The 22,673-nt window shown below is 29.8% G+C and carries 17 protein-coding genes; 12 read left to right on the top strand and 5 right to left on the bottom strand.

What is annotated here, in order from left to right; genetic code table 11:
• Positions 1-52: 52 nt before the first annotated feature.
• Positions 53-1,168 (top strand): molecular chaperone DnaJ, encoded by a 1,116-nt coding sequence (dnaJ, locus tag HMPREF9309_RS00750; protein ID WP_016646003.1) that lies wholly within the window; start codon positions 53-55, stop codon positions 1,166-1,168.
• A 67-nt stretch (positions 1,169-1,235) separates the two neighbouring features.
• On the opposite strand, the gene HMPREF9309_RS00745 is transcribed toward dnaJ, so the two are convergent.
• From HMPREF9309_RS00745 to HMPREF9309_RS00725, 5 genes are read right to left on the bottom strand one after another with little or no spacing between them, the layout of a single operon-like run.
• Positions 1,236-1,613: a response regulator gene (locus HMPREF9309_RS00745; RefSeq protein WP_016646002.1), complete on the bottom strand. Its 378-nt coding sequence runs from the start codon at positions 1,611-1,613 to the stop codon at positions 1,236-1,238.
• 4 nt (positions 1,614-1,617) lie between these two features.
• Positions 1,618-5,694 carry a response regulator gene (locus tag HMPREF9309_RS00740; RefSeq protein WP_016646001.1) on the bottom strand — a complete coding sequence of 1,359 codons (4,077 nt, stop codon included), beginning with the start codon at positions 5,692-5,694 and terminating at the stop codon, positions 1,618-1,620.
• On the bottom strand, positions 5,691-6,485 hold the full coding sequence (locus tag HMPREF9309_RS00735; protein ID WP_016646000.1) for a hypothetical protein: 795 nt from the start codon (positions 6,483-6,485) through the stop codon (positions 5,691-5,693). Before HMPREF9309_RS00735 ends, HMPREF9309_RS00740 begins: the two co-directional genes overlap by 4 nt.
• Positions 6,486-6,541: 56 nt before the next feature.
• Positions 6,542-8,347, bottom strand: a complete 1,806-nt coding sequence (gene uvrC, locus HMPREF9309_RS00730) for an excinuclease ABC subunit UvrC (RefSeq protein ID WP_016645999.1) — start codon at positions 8,345-8,347, stop codon at positions 6,542-6,544.
• Entirely contained in the window at positions 8,334-8,789 is a 456-nt protein-coding gene (locus HMPREF9309_RS00725) for a hypothetical protein (RefSeq protein WP_016645998.1), read from the bottom strand. Before HMPREF9309_RS00725 ends, uvrC begins: the two co-directional genes overlap by 14 nt.
• A gap of 164 nt (positions 8,790-8,953) precedes the next feature.
• Here HMPREF9309_RS00725 and guaA point away from each other — a divergent pair, with 164 nt between their 5' ends.
• The 11 genes from guaA to HMPREF9309_RS00670 all read left to right on the top strand — a co-directional run bounded on the left by guaA (position 8,954) and on the right by HMPREF9309_RS00670 (position 22,620).
• Positions 8,954-10,492, top strand: coding sequence for a glutamine-hydrolyzing GMP synthase (gene guaA, locus HMPREF9309_RS00720; protein ID WP_016645997.1), 1,539 nt, complete (start codon positions 8,954-8,956; stop codon positions 10,490-10,492).
• Positions 10,493-10,804: 312 nt separating this feature from the next.
• Positions 10,805-11,023 carry a helix-turn-helix domain-containing protein gene (locus HMPREF9309_RS00715; RefSeq protein ID WP_016645996.1) on the top strand — a complete coding sequence of 73 codons (219 nt, stop codon included), beginning with the start codon at positions 10,805-10,807 and terminating at the stop codon, positions 11,021-11,023.
• Positions 11,020-12,993, top strand: a complete 1,974-nt coding sequence (locus tag HMPREF9309_RS00710; protein ID WP_016645995.1) for an HsdM family class I SAM-dependent methyltransferase — start codon at positions 11,020-11,022, stop codon at positions 12,991-12,993. The genes HMPREF9309_RS00715 and HMPREF9309_RS00710 overlap by 4 nt, the downstream gene beginning before the upstream one ends.
• On the top strand, positions 12,980-14,044 hold the full coding sequence (locus tag HMPREF9309_RS08875) for a restriction endonuclease subunit S (RefSeq protein ID WP_034907610.1): 1,065 nt from the start codon (positions 12,980-12,982) through the stop codon (positions 14,042-14,044). The genes HMPREF9309_RS00710 and HMPREF9309_RS08875 overlap by 14 nt, the downstream gene beginning before the upstream one ends.
• Positions 14,008-14,580 (top strand): restriction endonuclease subunit S, encoded by a 573-nt coding sequence (locus HMPREF9309_RS08870; protein WP_155827298.1) that lies wholly within the window; start codon positions 14,008-14,010, stop codon positions 14,578-14,580. Before HMPREF9309_RS08875 ends, HMPREF9309_RS08870 begins: the two co-directional genes overlap by 37 nt.
• A gap of 393 nt (positions 14,581-14,973) precedes the next feature.
• Positions 14,974-15,618 (top strand): uroporphyrinogen-III synthase, encoded by a 645-nt coding sequence (locus HMPREF9309_RS00695; protein ID WP_016645992.1) that lies wholly within the window; start codon positions 14,974-14,976, stop codon positions 15,616-15,618.
• A 254-nt stretch (positions 15,619-15,872) separates the two neighbouring features.
• Positions 15,873-17,120 carry a phosphoribosylamine--glycine ligase gene (gene purD / locus HMPREF9309_RS00690; protein ID WP_016645991.1) on the top strand — a complete coding sequence of 416 codons (1,248 nt, stop codon included), beginning with the start codon at positions 15,873-15,875 and terminating at the stop codon, positions 17,118-17,120.
• Positions 17,117-17,539, top strand: a complete 423-nt coding sequence (locus tag HMPREF9309_RS00685; protein WP_016645990.1) for an RDD family protein — start codon at positions 17,117-17,119, stop codon at positions 17,537-17,539. The genes purD and HMPREF9309_RS00685 overlap by 4 nt, the downstream gene beginning before the upstream one ends.
• On the top strand, positions 17,529-19,766 hold the full coding sequence (locus tag HMPREF9309_RS00680) for an LPS-assembly protein LptD (protein WP_051115714.1): 2,238 nt from the start codon (positions 17,529-17,531) through the stop codon (positions 19,764-19,766). The genes HMPREF9309_RS00685 and HMPREF9309_RS00680 overlap by 11 nt, the downstream gene beginning before the upstream one ends.
• Positions 19,763-20,473: a hypothetical protein gene (locus tag HMPREF9309_RS00675; protein WP_016645988.1), complete on the top strand. Its 711-nt coding sequence runs from the start codon at positions 19,763-19,765 to the stop codon at positions 20,471-20,473. Before HMPREF9309_RS00680 ends, HMPREF9309_RS00675 begins: the two co-directional genes overlap by 4 nt.
• A complete protein-coding gene (locus tag HMPREF9309_RS00670; RefSeq protein ID WP_016645987.1) occupies positions 20,458-22,620 on the top strand; it encodes a polyribonucleotide nucleotidyltransferase in 2,163 nt (720 codons plus the stop codon). The genes HMPREF9309_RS00675 and HMPREF9309_RS00670 overlap by 16 nt, the downstream gene beginning before the upstream one ends.
• Positions 22,621-22,673: the final 53 nt, after the last annotated feature.

Raw genomic sequence — 22,673 nt, 5'->3', positions numbered from 1 at the left:
AAAATAATTTTGATAGAATTAAAGGTTAAAATTTTTTAGGAGTATATAAAAAGTGGCTACAGAATTGGATTATTACGAAATATTGGAAGTCTCAAGAAATGCAGACTCTGAAACAATTAAAAAATCTTTTAGAAAACTTGCTTTAAAGTATCATCCAGATAGAAATCAAGGCAATAAGGAAGCTGAGCAAAAATTTAAAGAGATAAATGAAGCCTATCAATGTTTAAGCGATAAAAACAAAAGAGAAATTTATGATAGATATGGAAAAGACGGCTTAAATAATGCTGGGTTTAGTAGTGGTTTTGCCGGAGGTTTTGGCGGCTTTGAAGATGTTATGGGCGATATATTTGATTCATTCTTTGGAGGCGGTAGAACAAACTCAGGAAGAAGAAAAAAACCTATTGATAATTATGATTTAGACATTGAAATTTTAGTTGATTTAGATTTTAAAGAAGCTGTTTTTGGAGTCCAAAAGGAATTAAAATATAAAATAAAAAAACCATGTAAAGAATGTGATGGAGTAGGTGGCCAGAAAACAACTTGTGATTATTGTGGAGGAAGAGGGCAAATAAGCCAAAGACAAGGCTTTATGAGTTTTGTTCAAACTTGTCCAAAATGTGGCGGTCATGGTGAAATGCTAAAATCAAAATGTCCAAAATGTGGTGGCAAAGGGTATGATGAGGTTGAGCAAAGCTTTAAATTTGATATACCAAAAGGCGTCGATAATGGCATAAAAATAAGAATAAGCCAAAAAGGAAATCTCTCAAAAGATGGAAGTTACGGGGATTTATATGCTGTAATTAGAGTTAAAGAAGATGATAAGTTTGTAAGAGATGGTGATGATGTTTATTTAGAAGTACCAGTTTTTATAACTCAAGCAATGCTAGGAGAAACTATTATCATACCAACATTGGATGGCCAAAAAGAATTAAAACTTAGAGTTGGAACACAAGATAAAGAGCAATTTGTTTTAGAAAATGAAGGAATTGAAAATTTAAGAACTAAAAAAAGAGGAAATTTAATAGCTCAAATTTCAATTAAAATGCCAAAAAAATTAAATGAAAATCAAGAAAAACTTATAAAAGAACTTGGAAAAAGTTTTGGAATAGAACCAAATAAGATGGTTGAAGAGAGTATGTTTGATAAGATAAAAGGTTGGTTTAAATAAGGATAGGGTTTATATCTACTATTACAAAATATAAAAAGATTTTCCGCCACTAATTGGCGGGAAATCCTTATAGACCAATAAAATTATTTATTTTTTCAAATAAAACTTTTTCTGTTATAGGTTTTGTTACAAAATCATTAGCACCTTTGCTAAGTGAATCTTTTTTAGTGGTTTCATCTGTTGTTAAAACTATAACAGGTATGTTTTTTATAAGTGTTTTAACTTGAGTGTTATCCAAAAACTCAAGCCCGTTCATAACGGGCATTACAATATCAAGTAAAATTATACCGATATCTTTTCTTTGAGTTAAAATATTAAGAGCTTCAAGTCCATTAGGAGCTTTAATAATCTCACCTATACCACCATGTTTTTTTAGCATCATTTCTACCAATTTTAAGTTAATAACATCATCATCAACTGCTAATACATTTACTAAATTTTCCATTCATTCATCCTATATATTTTTTAGTTAATTCTTCAAGTTCAGCCTTATTAACCTTACTATCGGTTATTTCAGCAAATCTATTTTTAACATCTTCACTAATATTATCATTTTGATTACTAAATAAGACTACTTTTGTGTCAGGGCTTACTTGATCTATGATATCTAGTAAAAGCTTAGCATCAAAATTTTCAAGCTTAGAATCAAGCATAACTAGTTTATATGAATTCGCACTAAGTAAATTTACGATTTCATCTATATTGTTAGTTTTGTCAATTTCTTTGGCAAATCTTTTTAAAATAGTATCAAAAATTCTATTTTCCAAATGACTTTTCCTGCAAATTAAGATATCTTTTTTTGTTAAACTTAAATTTTCAGTTTTAACTTCCTCTTTTTTTGGCAAATCACTTTCTACTGGAATTTCTTTTTTGACAATAACAGGTTTTTGTTTTAAAACTTTCTTAACAACGGTTTGTGGTTTTAAAACTTTTTTAATAACAGTTTGAGGAACTTTTTTGATAACTTTTCTTATCTCTTTTTTCTTTATAGTTCCGCCTCCACTAGCTCCTTCTTTTTTCTCAGGAATAAACATATTAAGCATTGCTGATAGCGCTTCTTTTTTAATTGGCTTTGTACAATACTCATCAAGTCCTTGAGACATAAATCTTTCTCTATCGCCTTTTAGTGCATTTGCTGTAACAGCAACAATTGGTATATGTGGAAGGCTATTTTCAAGTTCATAGTTTTTAATTTGTTTAGTTGCTTCAACACCATCCATTACAGGCATTGCGATATCCATAAAAATCATATCGTAATTTTTTTCTTTTCTCTCTTCAAGTGCTAGCTTACCATTTCCTACTATTGTTATATCTAGTCCAAACAGTCCAAGAGTGTGTCTCATAAGTTTTTGGTTGATTTCGTTATCTTCTGCAACTAAAACTTTTGCATTATACTTATCCATACCGCCAGCTGATGGTGCTGCACTTGGTGCTGGTACTTCAACCTCAACTTCTTCCTCAACTTCTTTATCGACATATTCAGTTACTTCTTCTTCAACTTCAACATACTCAGTTACTTCTTCTTCAACCCACTCATCAACCATGATTGTTTCTTCAACAATCTTTACTTGAGGTTTTACTACTTCAGGGGCTTTAACTACTTTTTCTTTTTTAGCTACTTCTTCTGTTTTAACTGGTGCTTGTTGCTTAGGCTCACTTATAGTTTTAATCTCTTCATCTGCTACCTTAAGGCTTTCATCAGAAATTTTTATCTCAGGTTCTTTAGCTGGAGTTGGCTCAATTGAAATTTTTTCAATAATTGGTTCCTCAACTACCACCTTAGGCTCATCAACTACTATCTTAGGTTCCTCAACCACTACCTTAGGCTCATCAATTTTTATGCTAGAATCTACTTTAGGCTCAATTACTTCTTTTATTTCATCTTTTTTTATAATTGTAGGCTCTTCAATAGAAATTTTTATTTCAGCAGGCTCTTCTTCTATTTTGATTTGCTCTTGTGGTTTAGTTTCCGGTGCTTTTTGAATGACAGGTTCAACTTTTGGTTCTTCTTTTTTTATGGCCACTTTTGGTTCACTAGGAGTGCCTTGATTGATTCTAGCTCTTAGTTTGTCTCTTAAGCTAAGTTCAGCTTTATCTTCTTTTGCAGGTTCTTCTACTACTACCTCTTCTTTTACAGGCTCTTTTGCTACGACCTCTTCTTTAATAGGTTGTTCCACTACAGTTTGTTTTGCAACAGGTTCAGTTGCTGCAGGAGCTGTAGGTTCAGTATATACTGCATCTTGAGCAGGTCTAGAGGTTGCTACAACAGGACCAGCTTCTAGTACTCTTTGTGTGGTTCTTAAAATTTTTGTTATATTTACAGGTTCTGATAAGGTGAAAATGCTTTCTTTGTCAAATCTTGCATTTTGAATCTCTCTAAGATTTCCACAGACTACAATAGGTATATCTAGTTCTCTACTAATCATTGGATAGTCTTCAAGTCTTATTATCAGAATATCAAAATAGTTTCTATTTATCTCTCTATCACTTTCAAGGATTTTTATATTTGCACCCATGTATGTAAGATAATCTTTTACAATTACATTGTGTATATCTTTAGGATCATCAGTTAAAAGTGCAAATCTCTTACCTTTTATACCGTTATAAATAGTATCTGAGTCTGACTTTTTGGTTTCTTTAAATGATAGAGTGAAGAAAAACTCACTTCCTTGTCCGACCTCAGAAGTAACTTGAAGCATACCACCCATCATGGCAACGTATTTAGATGAAATTGTAAGTCCTAGTCCAGTTCCACCATATTGTCTTGTTACAGTAGAATCAGCTTGTGAGAATGCACTAAATATCTTTCCAAGTTTGTCTTTTGCTATACCAACACCAGTATCTCTAACACTAAATTTTATGTTGGTTTCATTTTCGCTTACAGAAGGAAGTCTTCTTATATCAATTATAATGCTACCATTTACAGGAGTAAATTTAACAGCATTGCTCATTAGGTTGATTAAAACCTCTTTTATTTTTGTAATATCACCATAAAGTAAATTTACAAGACTTGGATCAATATATGATAAAAGATTTATATTTTTCTCACTCGCTTTTGCTGCATAAACTTCAATAGCACCTTCAAAATCGTTAATCGGATCAAATAAAATATCTTCAAGTTCAACTTTATTACTTTCAATTTTAGAAACATCAAGAATGTTATTTATAATTGTAAGTAGGTTTTCAGAACTTTTTTCTATTGTATCAACATAATCTTGCTGCTCATCATCTAGGCCTGTGTTTTTCAAAAGCTCAGTAAAGCCAATAACTCCATTTAATGGGGTTCTTATTTCGTGTGACATATTAGCTAAGAATATTGATTTTGCCTTATTTGCCTCTTCAGCAATCTCTTTTTGATCAGCAATAACATCAATCGCATCTTGGATAATTGTATAGGCTCTTGACATACCTTCTGATGTTCTTAAGTCTATTTTAATATCTTGTTCTGAGATATGGCTTATGCTATTTAAAACATCATCAAGTTCAGATATGTTTCTTTGGAATCTGTTGATAAATCTAAGAGTTATAAATAAAAATAGTATCGCTATTGCAAATAGTCCAATTGCTATAAACAAAACTTTTTGTAGTTCGTGTTTATATGCATCTGTTTGAACCATAAGCTCTTTACTTAGTTTTTGAGTTATTTCTTTTGCTAGACTGATTTTGCTACTTGCTGCACTAAACCACTCCATAAGACCAACACTATATTCACCAGATAGTGCCTCTTGTTGAAGTTGAGTATTAAGAGTGTTGGCTGATGAAATTATAGCTTGTGAATCAGGCGAAGAAAGAAGTTTTAAAATTTCTGTTTTTGCTTGTGATTCAGGAAGTGATGTATAAGATATAAATGCACTTTTATTGCTTATTTCGCTCCATTTTGAAAGAGTTGAATAATCAATTGCCTCTCTTGTACCAAGTAAAGATATAACATAATCTCTTTGATAGCTTGAAGCGCTCATTATCTCATAAGTAGTTACCAAGTTTGAACTCAAAGATGCAATGTCTTGTGAGGTTGCATATTTTTGAACAAATCTTGCATAATTTAAATACTCTTCATCAATAACTGAAAAGAAATTTGTAAAAACAGTATTAAAGTCAGCATCTAAATTATCCACCTTAGATCTTGCTTCATTAATGTTTTTAAGCAGAGATGACATTTTTAAAAGTTCACTTGGAACGCCTGAACTTTTATTTAAGAAGTTACTACCAACAATGCTTTCATAATTTGCTATGAGGTTATTAAATTTCTTTATCTCAGCATCTGTTTGTGCTCTTTGGTTTTGCAAAAGATCAGAAACATTAAGTCTTCCACCACTTGCGGTGTAGATAACACTTAGTCCTCTTTCGTTTCCAAGTTGTTCAATTAGCTCGCTAATGCTGTTAAGATTAGCAACTGATTTGTTAAGAGTATCTGCTTCTTTATAGTTATTATATGAACTGTAAAGATAGAACGATCCAATCAACATAATGATTAGTAACGGTATACCTGTTATAAATCTAAGTATAGAAGTCGTATTTAGCTTCATATGTCATTCCTTTTTGTAATAGTTTTATCAATTTTTTCAATAACATCTTTGTATTGTCTAAAATTTTTTGAAATTTCATCTATTTGTGAATTTTCAAGCCTATAAATAGCCTTTGTAAGAGGCTTAATATTATAAGAGTAGGCTAGTTTTTTTATTTCGTTTAAATTTTTCACTGATTCGTTTAAATCGCCCAAAACAATTGCTTCATATAAAATTTCTTCTTTTTCATATGCTTTATTAATTAAGTTTTTTAAGTTATTTGTAAATTTACCTAAATTCAAAGAAAGATTATCTGCTGTTTTTTTAAGCCATTCATCATTTATTGAAGTGCTTTCTTCTAAATCATTTAGCTTAATCTTCTTAATATTTTGAAGTTCTAAATCATATGTTTTTTTAAAAATATTATCAACTGATAGCAAATTTGATCTTTTTACACTGCTTTTTGGTAAAAAATCATCTTGCGCATTTTGACTTTTAACACTTGGAGAATTTAAAAAAATCACGTAGCCATTGTTTTCATCACTGAAAAACAAGTTGTTTATTTCGAATTTAATTTCTATTTCTAAATTTTTAGAGTTTTTTAACAAGATTAAAAGAGGTTTTTTGCTTTTAAGCATATATTCTTGAAAGCTTACTTTTTTTCCGTATATATAAAAATCTTCTTTATCTACAAATAGTTCAGAAATATCACTGTGGTTTGAATAAAATGCATTAAAAGTAGGATATCCTAACAAATTTAAAGCATGTTCGCTCACCCCAAGTAATTTAAAATTTGCATCATAAATCAGCATTAAATACCTTTCTTAAAATTAATGAACTACATTTTACCATATATTTTCTGTTTTATTTATAAAAATATTTTTTTTGCAGCAGTTTTTCCTATTAAATTTGAAATTTCGTCAAAATTTGAATCATAAATTTTTTCAAAACTACCAAAATAATCAAGCAATTTTTTTATTTTTCCTTCGCTCAATCCTGATTTTATCAAATTTGATTTTTGCAAATCATTTTTTCTTTTTGTTTTTTGATGAAAACTTATGGCAAATCTATGAGCTTCATCTCTTAGTTTTTGAAAAAATTGAAGTTTTTTATCGCTTGGTGGTAGTAAAAATTCTCCATTTTTTGTATAAAGTTTATCTTTTGCTGCGCCTTTTGAACGATATGCTTTAGCATCAACTTTTTCTTTTGAAATAGCTATTATATCTACATTTGCCCCAACGCTTTTTAGTATTTCATCAGCTAAATTTAAAAGCGCAACTCCACCATCAATTACCCATAAATCTGGTGGATTTAACTTATCAAATCTATTTACTCGCATTGTTAAATACTCTTTCATTTGATCATAGTCATTATTTGATTTAAGATGGGCGTGACGATAATTTTGCTTGTTAAATCCATCTTCATTATAAGCTATCATAGCTCCAACCACAGCGCTTCCAAACATGTGTGAGTTATCATAAGCTTCTATATTTATTGGTAAATTTGTAAACCCAAAATACTCTTTCATGGAGTTTAAAAACTCAAAATCATAAGCTTTTAAGTGTTTTTGAATATTAATTTTCGCATTTTGGTGCGCGATATTGCAAATTTTTCTTTTTTCTCCAATTTTTGGAACAATTATCTCAAATTTTTTGCTATGTCTAGCTTCTAAAATCTCACTTACTAAGCTAATATCTAAAAAATCATCATTTACATATATTTTAGAAACTGCCACAGGTGATTCAGCAGGAAAAGCATCAAGTAAGGTTTGTTTATAAATTTCATCAATTTCACTTTTTTCTAAATTTTCAAAGTTTTTTAAATTTATGATTTTTGAGTTTGAGTTTGTTATTTTTCCATCTCTTATGCTAAGTCTTACAGCACAAGCAAAGCTTTGGAAAGAATTTATAGCAAATACTTCAAAGTCTTCAAGTCTTGCTAAATCAACTTCTATTTTTTGATCACTTTCTTTAAGCATTTCTATTTTATCTCTTAAATTTGCAGCTTCTTCATAGTTTTCATTTAATGAGTATTTCAACATAAGCTCTTTTAAGTATTCAATCATTGAGGTTGGATTTTTAAGGGCATATAGTGCATCTTTTATTATTAAATCATACTCTTTTTTTGTTATTTTTTCTTCACAAGGCGCTAAACAACGATTTATTTGATAAAACAGGCAAGCTTTTTTATTTTTTAAACATCCATTTTTTTGAACTAGTTTAAATTTCATATATAAAGTTTCTAAAATTTCACGTGATCCTTTAAAATATGGTCCAAAATATTTAATATTTGAGCCTTTTATTACTTTTCTAGTTATATTAAATCTTGGAAAATCTTCATTTAAATCAATATAAATGTATGGATAAGTTTTATCATCCCTTAGTAAAATGTTGTATTTTGGATTAAGTTGTTTTATAAACGAATTCTCTAAAATCAATGCATCGGCTTCGCTTTTTGTTACGATATATTTTAGATGAATACTTTCATTTATCATCTTTTGTATTCTTAAACTAACCCTTGGATTTGGGGCTAAATTTGGCGTAAAAGAAAAATAACTTCTTACTCTTTTTTTTAAATTTTTAGCTTTTCCAACATATAATAGCTTTGCGTTTTCATCAAAATATTCATAAACTCCAGGCAAATTTGGGAGTGATTTTATATCATTTACTAGCAAGGATCAATTTCCTTATTTCTTCAAATAAAGCGTGATTTTCTTCATCTTTGATATTGTTTTTAAATTTGCCATCGCTTGGTTCTATAAATTTAGTTGGTAAATTTATCTTAAAAATTTCTTTAATTTTTTCTTTTTTTCTCATAAATTTACTTGCAACAAAAAATCTTATATCTTTAATTTCTTTCAAATTTGAATCGGGGTGAAATTTTATATATGTTTTTAATAACTCTTTTATCAAATTTATATTACTATCTTTTTTAAGTTCTTGAAGACCTACATTATGTTTGCAGGCAAAATAGAGAATTTGATCTTTTGAGTAGATAAAAGCAATTAATTTTTGATGTGTTTTACTTAGTAAGCTCAAAAATTTACGCTTATCATTAATATCATTAAATAGGGGTGAAGTTTGAATTTCTTCAATTATATTTTTAACACTTTTCATAAGGACATTTTAGCAAAATTATTATTAATTTTTCTTGTAATTGGAATTTGTGGATGTGGTTATAAAGGACCGCCAGTTTATACGCCAAGCGATACAAACACAACAAAATCAAGCTAAATTTAGTTAAATTTGGTATAATTTTCGATATTTTTTAAGGATTTTATATGAAGACAGCAGATATTATTATTTTGGATTTTGGATCACAATACACGCAGTTAATCGCACGAAGATTAAGAGAGCAAGGTGTTTATGCCGAGCTTTTGCCCTTTGATGCAAAACTTGATGCTATAAAAGCAAAAAAGCCAAAAGGCATTATTTTAAGTGGTGGGCCAGCAAGCGTTTATGCAAAAGACGCCTATTTTTGCGATGAGGGAATTTTTGAGCTTGGACTGCCGATTTTGGGAATTTGTTATGGAATGCAGTTAATTGCTCATAAATTTGGTGGAAGTGTTGTTCCAGCAGCAAGCAAAGAGTATGGAAAAGCTGAAATTTCTCTTGCTTGTGAAAGTGATCTTTTTAAAGATACGCCTAAAGATCAGGTTGTTTGGATGAGTCATGCAGATAAAGTTGAAGCACTTCCTTCAAATTTCAAATTATTAGCCAAGACAAAAAGCAGTGAATTTTGTGCATACGCAGATGAAAAAGCTAAAATTTATGCTTTGCAATTTCACCCAGAAGTTGCTCACAGCGAGTTTGGTGATGCAATACTTAAAAACTTTGCTAAATTTATATGTGGTTGTGAAAGCACTTGGAATATGGGGAGTTTTGCCAAAAATGAGTGTGAGAAAATCAAAAATCTAGTTGGCAAAGATAAAATTTTATGTGCAGTAAGTGGCGGTGTGGATAGCTCAGTCGTTGCAGCACTTTTAGCTCATGCAGTACCTAAAAACCTTATAGTTGTTTTTGTTGATAACGGGCTTTTAAGAGAGGGCGAAGCAAAACAGGTAAGTGATACATTTAAAACAAAGCTTGGAATTGACTTAATAAGCATAGATGCAAGTAAGATTTTTCTAGAAAGATTAAGTGGTGTTATAGAGCCAGAAGTTAAAAGAAAAATTATAGGAAATACCTTTATAGAGATATTTGAAGAAGAGGCTAAAAAACATAAAGATGTAAAATACCTTGCTCAAGGGACGCTTTATAGCGATGTTATAGAGAGCAGTAGTTTTGGTGGAGCTAGTAAAACTATAAAAAGCCATCACAATGTTGGCGGACTTCCCGAGCATATGAAATTTAAACTAATCGAGCCTTTAAGAGAGATTTTTAAAGATGAAGTTAGAGCTTTGGGGCTTGAGCTTGGGCTTAGTCGTGATTTAGTTTTTAGGCATCCATTCCCTGGACCTGGACTTGCTATACGCATAATGGGAGAGGTTACAAACGAAAGACTTGAGCTTTTAAGAAAAGCAGATGTTGTGCTAAGACAAGAGCTTAAATCAAGCGGTTGGTATGAAAAAACTTGGCAAGCATTTTGTGTGCTTTTAAATGTAAATTCCGTTGGAGTAATGGGTGATAATAGAACTTATGAAAATGCAGTTTGTGTTCGCGTGGTCGATGCAAGTGATGGAATGACTGCAAGTTTTTCAAGGCTTCCGTATGAGCTACTTGAAAATATAAGCCGCCGCATCATAAACGAAGTAAATGGCATTAACCGCGTAGTTTATGATATCTCAAGCAAGCCACCAGCAACAATTGAATGGGAATAGTTGCAAAAATTTATAAAATGGCTTGATTGCAAGCTATAAAGAAAATGTAAAATAGCTACTGGTACTCAAATGGTACTAGAAGCTAAAAAATAAACTAAATAATAGTTCCAAGTGGCTTACATTTGGACAAAAAATTAGACAGTGGTATTAAGGTGTGGTCGGTCTTTTTTTGTATGAACTTTAAAGTAGCTTTAATATTAGCTTATATGCAAGTATGCAAATTAAAAAATATTGGACCCATAAGAAGTTTTAAAATAATGTTAGTGCATGTAGACGAAATTCAATTTTAGAAATTTTAAGGAATAAAAATTTATGCAAAACTTTGGCAAGATTATTTTAAAAATAAACCAAATTTTAGAAGAAAAAAATATAAGTAAAAATATTTTAGAAAAAGAAACAAATTTTCAAAAAACACAACTTAATTCTTATTGTAATAACAATGAGGTTCAAAGAATAAGTCTGAAAGCTATTGCAAAGATTTGTTGCGTGCTAGAAATGTGTGTTGAGGAAATTATGGAGTATAAAAGATGATTTTAAAAGAAAAAAGTACAGATTTGTGGGTCTATGATTTACTGAAAGAAGCTGGATTGGGATTGGAGGCACAAGGCTCTACAATAAAGGAACTAAATAATGCACTTAAAACAGCATCTAAAAGAGGAACTGGCAAAGTTGGATTTCCAGAATATGTAGGAATAATTAAAGATTTTATTGTAGTTATTGAGGATAAAAGCTCTCTATCTATGCATGAAAAAAGGACAGAAGATGGGATATTAGCAGAGGATGTTACATCTATTTGTGATTATGCTGTAAATGGAGCATTATTTTATGGCAAACATCTAATTAAAAACACCTCTTATGCGAAAGTAATTGCTATTGGGGTTTCTGGAAATGAGAAGAAACATAGAATAAGCCCTTTATTTATAAATGATAGGCTTGATTATTATGAATTACCTGAAATAGAAACATTTATTTCTTTTAATGAAAAAAATATATATGAATACTATACAAAAGAAATATTGAAAGAAAATACAGATTTTGAAAAAGAAACAAAAGAAATTTTAAAAGATGCCGCTTTACTACATGAAGATTTGAGAAATTATGGCTCAATCCAAGATAAGGATAAGCCATTAATTGTATCAGGTATTTTACTAGCACTTAGAGAAATGGAATATGGAAATTTTTCCATTGATATGTTGACAGGTGATTCTAAAAAAACAGATGGACAAAAAATTTATGATGCTATACGAGATAATCTGAATAGAGCTAATGTGTCTCCTGATGTGAAAAGGGATAAATTGTTAAATCAGTTTTCTGTTATAAAAGATACTACAAAAATAAATCAGATAGACTCTAATTTGGGTAAAACGCCTAATAAGCATTATACAGAATTTCTATATAAGAGTATATTTCAATCCATAAGATTCCACCAAAGTGGGGAAGATTATTTAGGCCGTTTTTATGGGGAGTTCATGTCATATTCAGGCGGAGATGGACAGACACTAGGAATTATTTTAACGCCAAGACATATCACAGAATTATTTTGCGATTTACTTGATTTGAGTCCGGATGATAAGGTAATGGATCCATGTTGCGGAACGGCAGGATTTTTAATTGCAGCAATGCATGATATGTTGCAAAAAACGGATGATGATTTTATTAAAAACCATATTAGAAAAGAACAACTTTTTGGAATAGAAGACCAATCCTATATGTTTACTATTGCTACAACAAATATGATACTTAGGGGGGATGGTAAGAGCAATCTTGAAAACCAAGATTTTTTGAAACAAAACCCAGCAAAACTTCAATTAAAAGGCTGTACTGTAGGAATGATGAATCCTCCTTACTCTCAAGGATCAAAAGATAACCCAAGTCTTTATGAAATATCTTTTACAGAACATTTACTAAAATCACTTGTAGAGGGTGCTAGAGTTGCCGTTATTGTTCCTCAATCCACAATGACAGGTAAAACTAACTATGAGAAAGAAATGAAGTCTAACATTTTAAAATATCACACTTTAGAAGGTGTTATAACCTTAAACAAAAACACTTTCTATGGAGTTGGAACAAATCCTTGCATAGCTATTTTTACTGCAGGCATACCACATCATAAAGATAAAGTTTGCAAATTTATAAACTTTGAAGATGATGGATATGAAGTCGCAAAGCATATAGGTCTAGTTGAAACACCATCTGCAAAAGATAAAAAACAGCATTTGCTAGATGTATGGTTTGATAGAATTAGTGCCGAGACAAAGTTTTGTGTTGAAACAACGATTGAAGCAGATGATGAGTGGCTACACTCTTTTTATTATTTCAATGATGAAATTCCTACTGATGAAGATTTTAGAAATACAATAGCTGACTATATTACTTTTGAAGTTAATATGATAACTCATGGTAGAGGATATCTTTTTGGAATAAAGGATGATGAAGAAGAATTACTTGATACAAACTCTCTTTTAGCAGCCAAAGATGGTGAAGATTATGAAACAAAATAGATTGTCACTTAATGATGTAGAGTGGGGAGAGTTTTTTATCAAAGATATATTCACATTCACTGAAAGGGGTAAAAGATTAAAAATTAATGATCGAGAAGTAGGTAATATTCCATTTATAACTGCTGGAGAATCAAATAATGGCATAAGTTCTTTTATTAATAATAAAAAACAAAAAAAATACTATAAAGCCATAACAATAGACATGTTTGGTAATGCTTATTATCAGGAAGAAAAATTTACATGCGATGATAATATTACAATTTTAAAAAACAAATCTTTTTCTAAAGAAATATATTTATTCTTAACATCAAGATTAAATATCTTAAAATATAAATACTCATATGGAAAACAATTAAGGCCTAATAGACTTAATAGAGATAGAATAATGCTTCCAATAGATTCTAATAGTAATCCAAATTGGAAATTTATGGAAGACTACATTAAGCAAGAGCAAAAAGATATTGCTCAGAAAGTTATATCTTATTATGAGCAAAAAATACTTGAAACAGGATTTGATTTAATCGGACTTGAAGACATTGAGTGGAAACAGTTTAGATTAAATGAGATTTTCAACATATATACGGGAAGAGATATAATAATATCTAAAGTAAAAGAAGGCATATATCCAATAATAACACATTCTATTGAGAATAATGGGATCGGTGCGTTCTCGCAGGAGATTAACAATAGAAAATTATTCAACTATAAAAATACTATATCTTTAGCTGATAGAGGAAATTTCCACGCATATGTTCAAAGTCATGATTTTTATATAGGTACAAGAGTAAAAGCATTGGAATTAAGAGAAAGTCTTGATGATGCTTATTTATTAAAATTTTTATGTATGAGTATAAACAAACAAAAGGTTAGATTTTCTTACGGATTTAATGCAACAAATAATGTGGATAATATAATAATTATTTTGCCGAGCGATAAAAGTGGCAATCCTCACTGGAAATATATGAGCAAGTTTATGAAAAAATTAGAAGTTAAAAACCTTGAGAAGGTGCTTGAATATATATATATATATATATATATATATATAGACTAGCTATTTCTTACGAGTCTAAACTTATACCACTTTATAAAAAAGAATGGAAAGAATTTTGGCTTGAAGACATTTTAAATATAAAATCAGGTGTAAGGCTTACAAAAGCAAATCAAATTGATGGAACTATACCATTCATAGGTTCGATAGATAATAGCAATGGAATAACTAATTTTATTAAAAACATCAACTCTAGCTTGGATAAAAATGTATTGGGGGTGAATTACAATGGATCTGTTGTAGAGAACTTTTATCACCCATATCAAGCTGTCTTTTCTGATGATGTAAAGAGAGCTCATTGGAAAGATGAAAAAAAAGAAAATAAGTACACATATTTATTTCTAAAACAGGCAATACTTCAACAAAAGGAGAAATATGCCTATGGGTATAAATTTAATGTATCAAGGATGAATAGACAAAAGATATTATTACCAATTAATGATTTAGGAGATTTAGATTTTGATTACATTGAGAAGTATATGCAAATTCAAGAGATAAAAGGGCAATGCAAAATCTTAGACTACTATCATAAACAATAATTAGAATCTTAAGCTAAAATGAGAATTATAAGGATGCTAATTTTTCCCAGTACTGGGACTGGGATGGGACTAAAAATTTGAAAATGGTCCTATAATTAGATGAATTTGGTGATATTAGAAAAAATAGAATATAGTATTTTGAATGGTTTGGGATATATCGGATGTTTGGAAAAGAAGAATGGGAATAATATTTAAAAAGGTTAAAGTAAAATTTAACCTTTTTATTATTTTTACTATGTTGAGGTGTAGTTAGAAAAAATTTTTATGTTTGCATTAAAAAATAAATAAGAAATTTATCATATAATTATAATTTTATTATATGTCTTTAATGTAAAAAGGTTTTAATATTTTAAAATAAACTATAGATATGGAAGTTTAAAAAAGGCAAAACAAATGGATGAAATTTATCTCATATCCCACACGCAAAATAAAGCAGTTAAAAATTTAAAAGTTTGTGAAATAGAGTTTTTAAAATTTAGTGTTGATTTAAATAAATTTGAAGCTTTAGTTATTACTTCAAAAAACTCTATTAAGGCTTTAAAATTTAACAACATAAAAAAAGCAAATTTAAAAGTTTTTAGTATAGGCGATGGCTCAACAAAAGAAGCTTTAGAGTATGGATTTAGTGATATTTATACAGCGAAAAACTCTCACGGAAATGAATTTGCAAATGAAATAGCTTCTTTTTTAAAAGGTAAAAAAACTCTATTTTTAAAAGCTGAAAAAACAGTTTCAGATGTTGGTGAAATCCTTATTGAAAATGGAGCAATTCTTACAAAAATAACTGCATATAAAAATAATTTTTTAAATTTAGATAAAAGCTTAAAGCCACCACTTGGAAGTATTTTGATATTTAGCTCTCCTTCAAATGTCGAAGGTTTCATAAAAAACTTTGGAAAAATAGATGAGAGTTATAAAGTAGTTGCGATTGGAAATGCTACTGCAAAGCTTTTATCATCTCACAAAAATTTAATTATTTCACAAAAGCAAAGTATAGACGAGTGCCTAAAATTAGCTAAAAATTTAACAAATCATTAAACAAAACTATTTTTTAAGTATTTTTTTGTTATAATTTCTTTGCCTGAGTGGATCGACAGCGTTAAAAATGAGGGTCCAACACTAATAGTATGGCGAAGATGTGAGCTTTTGGTGCGATGTGATTTTGTTTAAGCTTGAAAAAGTGAGAATTTGCAACCTAAAAAAAGCTCCTATTTGCAAGATTGGCTTTTATAGGGCCGAATCTAAATCTATGCATCGACCACTTGGGTTTTACTAAATTTATGGAGCTTGGTTTGAATATTTTAATTATTGGAAATGGTGGGCGCGAGTATTCGATAGGTTTAAAACTTAAAAAAGAAAAAATTGTAAATAAGATGTATTTTGCCCCAGGAAATGGTGCCACTATAAATTTAGGTGAAAATATAGAAATAAATGATTATGAAAAATTAGCAAAATTTGCTGTAGATAACAACGTTGATCTTACAATTGTAGGGCCTGAAATGCCTCTTGGCAAAGGCATTGTTGATATTTTTAAAAAACACAATTTAATTATTTTTGGACCTAGCAAGGATGCTGCTAGACTTGAGACAAGTAAATCTTACATGAAAGACTTTTTACAAAAATACGGCATAAAAACTGCAAAGTATTTAAGTAGCAGTAATTATGATGAAATTTCAAAATTTATAGATAAAATGGATGGTAAGATTGTCGTAAAAGCAGATGGATTGTGTGCTGGAAAAGGCGTGATAATAGCAAACAACAAAGATGAAGCAAAAAAAGCGGCCAAAGAGATGCTTGATGGCAAAAGTTTTGGCGATGCTGGAGAAAAAGTTGTAGTTGAAGAGTTTTTAGATGGCTTTGAGCTAAGTTTTTTTGCGATTTGTGATGGTAAAAATTTTGTAAGTTTGCCAGTAGCTCAAGATCATAAAAAACTTCTAGATAAAGATGAGGGGCCAAATACTGGTGGAATGGGTGCTTATGCTCCAACTCCTCTTGCAACAAAAGAATTAATAAGTAAAATAGAAAATGAAGTTGTAAAACCTACTTTAAGTGGTATGCAAAAAGAAGGTTCTTCATTTTGTGGAGTGCTTTTTGTAGGGATTATGGTGGTTGATAACAAGCCTTATGTTTTGGAATTTAATGTTAGATTTGGTGATCCTGAGTGTGAGGTTATAATGCCTTTGATAGATGGAAATTTAAGCGAAATTTTATATGAAGCAGCAGTTGGAAGATTAAAACCGATAAGTTTAAAAAATCAATTTGCAGTTGGTGTTGTGGTTGCAAGTCAGAATTATCCATATAAAAGTTCACCTGAAAAACTTATAAAAATAGAAGAAATACCTGAAAATTCACACATTTGCTACGCAGGGGTAAGTTCTAAAAATAGGGAGCTTTATGCAGATGGCGGTAGGGTTTTAGTTTGTGTTGGAAAAGGCGATACCATAAAGCAAGCTACTAAAAATGCATATGAGCTTTGCAAAAAAGTAAAATTTGATGGCATGCAGTATAGAAGTGACATAGCCTATCAGGTGAATAAATGAATGATGAAGTAAGTCTTGCTTCATTTGGCAAAAGATCATTTGCTTTTTTAATAGATGAGCTTATAGTATCTTTTTTGATAATAGTTATATTTTATAATCAAATTTTAAATGCCTCAACACCTGAAGATATTGCAAATCTTGCACCTCTTTTTTTGGTGCCTCAAACTGTGATAAGACTTATTTACCACACTTTTTTTATTTATTATTATGGTGCTACTCTTGGCAAAAAGGCTTTAAAGATAAAGTGTATAAACCAAGATAAAGAAAATCCTAGCTTTTGGGCATCGCTTTCAAGAGCCTTAGTTAGATTTTTTAGCGAGGCGATTTTTTATTTAGGTTTTGCTTGGGCTTTTTTTGATCCTTTAAGACAAACTTGGCACGATAAAGTAGCTAAGACTTTGGTGGTAAATGTTGAATAAAAGAATATTTTTTTTAATCTTTTTTATAATTTCATCAGTTTGTGCTAATGTTCAGGATGTAGAGTTTTTAGCAGATAATGTAAAAAAAATTGATACAAAAATCCATGCAAATGGAAATGTTATAATGTATTCAAAAGATTATTTAGTAACTTCTGATATGGCTATTTATGATGAAAAAAATGAAGTTGCTGAGTTTTTTGGAAATGTAAATTTACTTAAAGGCAAAAACGAAACCTCAAAAACAACTTATCTAAAATTAGATTTAAAAAATAAAGAAAATTTTGCCAAAGAAAATTTTATGATGGATAAAGAAGCTGAGATTTGGATGCAAAACAAAACAAGCTGCACTGATCAAAAATACTACCGAACAAAAAACTCAGTTGTTTCGAGCTGCAATATAGATAATCCTGACTGGAAGATAAAATATACTAGTGGGAAATTAAACAAAGAAACTAAATTTTTGCATCTTTTTAATCCTGTTTTTTATGTAGGAAATGTTCCAGTTTTGTATCTTCCATACTTTGGTTTTCCAACTGATAAAACAAGAAGAACAGGGCTTTTAATACCAGAAGTTGGATATATTTCAAAAGAGGGATTTTATTATAAACAACCAATTTATTTTGCTCCTTATGAAAGTTGGGATTTACAACTTGACCCACAGGTTAGAACAACTCGTGGATTTGGAATTTATGCTACTTTTAGATTTGCTGATTCGCCTTATTCTTACGGAGAAATTAGAGGTGGTGTTTTTGATAATTTTAAAAGAGCGCAAGAAAAATTAGAGTATAAAAACGAAAAACATCATGGATATGAGTTTGACTATGATAGAAGCAAGCTCTTAGGGTATTTAGTAAATGGAGAGTTTAAAGAAAATTTATGGATTAGATTTACTAATATAAATGATGTGGAATATTATGACTTAAAAGAAAAAAGTGGAAGCGATGAAGATGGAGACTCCCTTGCTACTTCAAAGCTTAATTACTATTTAACAACTGATGAACACTATTTTGGAGCTTATGCAAGATATTATATCGACACTGATAAGTTAAATAGTAAAAATCATTTTAAAAACGATGACACCTTACAAGAGCTTCCAACTTTGCATTATCACAAATTTACAAATTCTGCTTTTTTAGATAATTTACTTTATTCAGCTGATTTTAAAGCTCATAATTACACTAGAAAAGTTGGTGTTACAGCTAGACAATATGAGTTTAATCTTCCACTTGTTTTTACAACTCCAATACTTAATGATTGGTTAAATTTCAAATTTACAGAAGCACTTTATGCAACCCATATTGATTATAGTAAAAACTACATATATCAAAATGGTGAATTTTATAAAGACAAAAGTAGTGATTATATAAATAACTACCACAAATTTTCTCTTGGCACAGATGTTGCAAAATCGTATGAAAATTATTTTCATACGATGAATTTAGATCTTTCATACTTGATTCCAGGATATCAAAGTGGCGATATAAATCAAAGATTATTTAAAGAATTTAAATATAACTATGATAAAGATAAAAATATTGTAAATAACAATGCCTTAAAAGATATGGCTAATAGACTTTATTATGAAGATAATTTTTTGGGCGAGCTAGGCAAAGACTATACCCAAAGAAATTTAATGGCAAATTTTACAGAGTATCTTTATAATAAAAACGGCCATAAATTTCTTCGCCACTCAGTAAAACAAAAATATGATTTTGAAGATAAAGAATTTGGAAATTTAATTCATAGACTTGATTTATATTTTTCAAATGGTTTAAATTTAGGCAATAAATTTGAGTACTCAAATGAAAATAAACGCTTTGAAAAAGTTCAAAGCTATGTTGGATACTCAGACAAGACTTTTAGTGCCAGACTTTCTCACTCGTATGAAAATATAAAAAGATTTGAAAAATACGATAAAGATAATTATTTGATTTTAGATACATCTTTAAATTTACCATATTTTTACAAGCTTTTTGCTAAATATGAGTATGATTTAGAGCGTTCATATAGTAAAATGTGGCGTTTGGGTCTGACTCGCAATAGAAAATGTTGGAATTACACATTTGTTTACCAAGAGGATTTAGAGCCAAAAACTTCAAGTAATTTTTACTATAAAAAAGCAAACAGAAAAAGAGCATTTTACTTTTTTATAAATTTCTATCCTTTTGGTGGTGTTGGATATGATGTATCTAAAAATATAGATTATGATAAAGATATATCAAAATGATAATTCCAAGAAAAAATCTAATTTTTAAAGATCAGATTGAGGCAGCAAAGGCACTGTATGATATCTTGCCAGTTGATGATATACTAAGAACAAAGCCATTGATAATCGTGCCATCTTTAGCTTCAGTTTTATTAGTTGATGAGCTTGCAAAAATGTTAAAGCTTAACTATGAATTTTTATTTACTGAAAAAATTTACTCTCCATTAAATAAAGACTGCGTTATAGGTATGGTTAGTGAAACAGAAGAAATTGTTTACCTAGAAGAGCTTGTTAATTCATTTAATATTAGCATGGATTATGTTTATGGAGAGGCAAACAGAAAATATGAAGAAAGTATTTTAAAAAATATTTATAAATATAGAAAAGGAAAATTAATACAAAGTTTTCAAAATAGAGATATTTTACTTTTGGATGAAGGTTGTGAATCGGGCGTTACAGCTTTGGTTTGCTTAAAGTCAATTATTGGTTTAAATCCAAAATCTTTGAGTTACGCAACACCACTTATAGCAAGTGATATGGTAGCAAATTTAAACTCAATGGTAGATCAAATTTACACAGTTAGAAACATTACAAATTTTGTAAATGTTGATTTTTATTACGAAGAAAAGATTGAGTTATCACCACAAAAAATTATTTCTATTTTAGAGACAAGTCCGTATTATTTACCGTTACAAAAAGAAGGAGAAGAAACATGCGTTATAGAGTAGATATAAATAACAATTTAGAAATTTATGATGTTGATAAGGTTGCAAAACAAGCCGCGGGGGCTGTTTTATTACAAATTAAAAATGCAGTTGTTTTAGCAACTGTTGCAAGAGAAGATGAAAAAGTAGAAGGAGATTTTTTACCTTTAACTGTTTCATATATAGAAAAACAATACGCAGCAGGAAAAATTCCTGGTGGTTATATTAAAAGAGAGACTAAACCAGGAGATTTTGAAACACTTACTTCAAGGATAATTGATAGAAGTTTAAGACCGCTTTTTCCAAAAGGATATGCTTATCCTACTCAAATAGTTGTTTTTGTTTTATCAGCTGATAGCGAAGTTGATTTGCAAGTTATGGCACTAAATGCAGCAAGTATGGCGCTGTATCTAAGTGATATTCCTGTAGATGCACCAGTTTGTGGTGTTAGAGTTGGTATGATAGATAATGAGTTTGTTTTAAACCCTACAAATAAAGAGCTTGATAAAAGTGTATTAGATCTTTATGTTGCAGGTGTTAAAGATGAGCTTTTAATGATAGAAATGCGCTCAATCCCACAAAAAAATGATAAAAAAGAAATTTCTAATGATCCACTTGATGCTTTAAATTTTACTCCAAATCAGAATATGAATGAATTTGATGAAGAATTAATGGTAAAGGCTATAGATTTTGCTGGAAAAGCTATATTAAATGGAAGTCAAATTTATGAAGATACATTTAAAGATGCTAGAAAAGCTAAACTAGATTTAGAGTTAAACCCTGAAATGGAAGATGAGGAAATAGCTAAATTTATTGATGAAAATTATAAAGATGAGGTTAAATTCGCTATAAATCAAATGGCAAAAAGCGAAAGAGCAAGTGAGCTTAATAAAATAGTCAAAAAGATATCAAATGGTGAAATGGCACTAAATTTGGACTGGAAAGAAGAAGTTATTTCAACTGTTTTAAATAAATACAAAAGAAAAATAGTAAGAAGTCAAATTATAAATGAAAATGTTAGGGCTGATGGAAGAGGTCTAAAAGAAATTAGACCAATAAGCATTGAAACAAACATTCTCCCAAGTGCTCATGGAAGTTGTCTTTTTACAAGAGGTCAAACACAAGCCTTGGTGGTTGCGACACTTGGCAGTGAAAATGACGCTCAAGTAAGCGATGTTTTAACTCAAAGTGAACCACTAAGTGAGAGATTTATGGTAAATTATAATTTCCCAGGATTTAGTGTTGGCGAAGCAAGCCCTTTAAAAAGTCCTGGAAGAAGAGAGCTTGGTCATGGAAATTTAGCTAAAAGAGCTTTAGCCCCTAGTGTTGATTTAGAAAATGCAGAAGTTATAAGGCTAGTTAGCGAAATTCTTGAAAGTAATGGATCTAGCTCTATGGCAACAGTTTGTGGAGGGTCTTTAGCCCTAAGAGCAGCTGGAGTAAATACCTATAAGCTAGTTGCAGGAATTGCAATGGGACTTATATTTGAAGATGGAAAACATGCTATTTTAAGTGATATTATGGGACTTGAAGATCATGATGGAGATATGGATTTTAAAGTTGCCGGTTCACTTGATGGTATAACTGCTCTTCAAATGGATATAAAGCTTGGTGGAATTAGCCTTGATGTTTTAAAAGAAGCTCTTTATCAAGCAAAAGAGGGAAGAGAGCATATATTAAATTTAATGAATGAAGCTGATCTTAAAATAAAGGTAAATGATGAAATTTTGCCTAAAACTGAAATTTTTAATATCGATCCAAGCAAAATGGTAGATGTCATAGGACAAGGTGGAAAAACAATAAAAAGCTTAGTTGATGATTATTTAGTTACAATTGACCTTGATAGAGATAGCGGCGAAGTGAAAATTCTTGGTAAAAATAAAAATTTAGTTTATGAAGCAAAGGAAAAGATTCTTGAAATTGCAAAAAAAGATAATAAATTTAAAGGTTCAAAAAAAGATCATAAAAAAAATATCAAATTTGAAATAGGTGAAGAATTTGAAGGTGAAGTTAAAAGCGTTATGCCTTTTGGAGCATTTATTAGTTTAAGAGATGGGGTTGATGGATTGCTTCACATATCAAATATAAAAGATGAACTAAAAGAGGGTGATATAGTAAAAGTTGCAGTAGATGGGCAAAAAGGTAACAAAATATCTTTAAAGCTTGTTTAAAAAATAAGCAAATTTAAAAGTTAAGGGCATTGTTAGTAAATAAAAAGTAGAAT

The sequence above is a fragment of the Campylobacter ureolyticus ACS-301-V-Sch3b genome (assembly GCF_000413435.1).
GTDB lineage: Bacteria > Campylobacterota > Campylobacteria > Campylobacterales > Campylobacteraceae > Campylobacter_B > Campylobacter_B ureolyticus_A.
This window is presented reverse-complemented; position numbering and strand designations above follow the sequence as displayed.

What these genes read in the sequence shown, in the direction of transcription:
- HMPREF9309_RS00695 (WP_016645992.1), top strand. Translation starts at nt 14,974, where the DNA reads ATGGATGAAATTTATCTCATATCCCACACGCAAAATAAAGCAGTTAAA.
- HMPREF9309_RS00735 (WP_016646000.1), bottom strand. Translation starts at nt 6,485, where the DNA reads ATGCTGATTTATGATGCAAATTTTAAATTACTTGGGGTGAGCGAACAT.
- HMPREF9309_RS00745 (WP_016646002.1), bottom strand. Translation starts at nt 1,613, where the DNA reads ATGGAAAATTTAGTAAATGTATTAGCAGTTGATGATGATGTTATTAAC.
- HMPREF9309_RS00670 (WP_016645987.1), top strand. Translation starts at nt 20,458, where the DNA reads ATGCGTTATAGAGTAGATATAAATAACAATTTAGAAATTTATGATGTT.
- HMPREF9309_RS00740 (WP_016646001.1), bottom strand. Translation starts at nt 5,694, where the DNA reads ATGAAGCTAAATACGACTTCTATACTTAGATTTATAACAGGTATACCG.
- guaA (WP_016645997.1), top strand. Translation starts at nt 8,954, where the DNA reads ATGAAGACAGCAGATATTATTATTTTGGATTTTGGATCACAATACACG.
- HMPREF9309_RS00675 (WP_016645988.1), top strand. Translation starts at nt 19,763, where the DNA reads ATGATAATTCCAAGAAAAAATCTAATTTTTAAAGATCAGATTGAGGCA.
- HMPREF9309_RS00710 (WP_016645995.1), top strand. Translation starts at nt 11,020, where the DNA reads ATGATTTTAAAAGAAAAAAGTACAGATTTGTGGGTCTATGATTTACTG.
- HMPREF9309_RS00680 (WP_051115714.1), top strand. Translation starts at nt 17,529, where the DNA reads ATGTTGAATAAAAGAATATTTTTTTTAATCTTTTTTATAATTTCATCA.
- HMPREF9309_RS00685 (WP_016645990.1), top strand. Translation starts at nt 17,117, where the DNA reads ATGAATGATGAAGTAAGTCTTGCTTCATTTGGCAAAAGATCATTTGCT.
- HMPREF9309_RS00725 (WP_016645998.1), bottom strand. Translation starts at nt 8,789, where the DNA reads ATGAAAAGTGTTAAAAATATAATTGAAGAAATTCAAACTTCACCCCTA.
- HMPREF9309_RS00715 (WP_016645996.1), top strand. Translation starts at nt 10,805, where the DNA reads ATGCAAAACTTTGGCAAGATTATTTTAAAAATAAACCAAATTTTAGAA.
- HMPREF9309_RS08875 (WP_034907610.1), top strand. Translation starts at nt 12,980, where the DNA reads ATGAAACAAAATAGATTGTCACTTAATGATGTAGAGTGGGGAGAGTTT.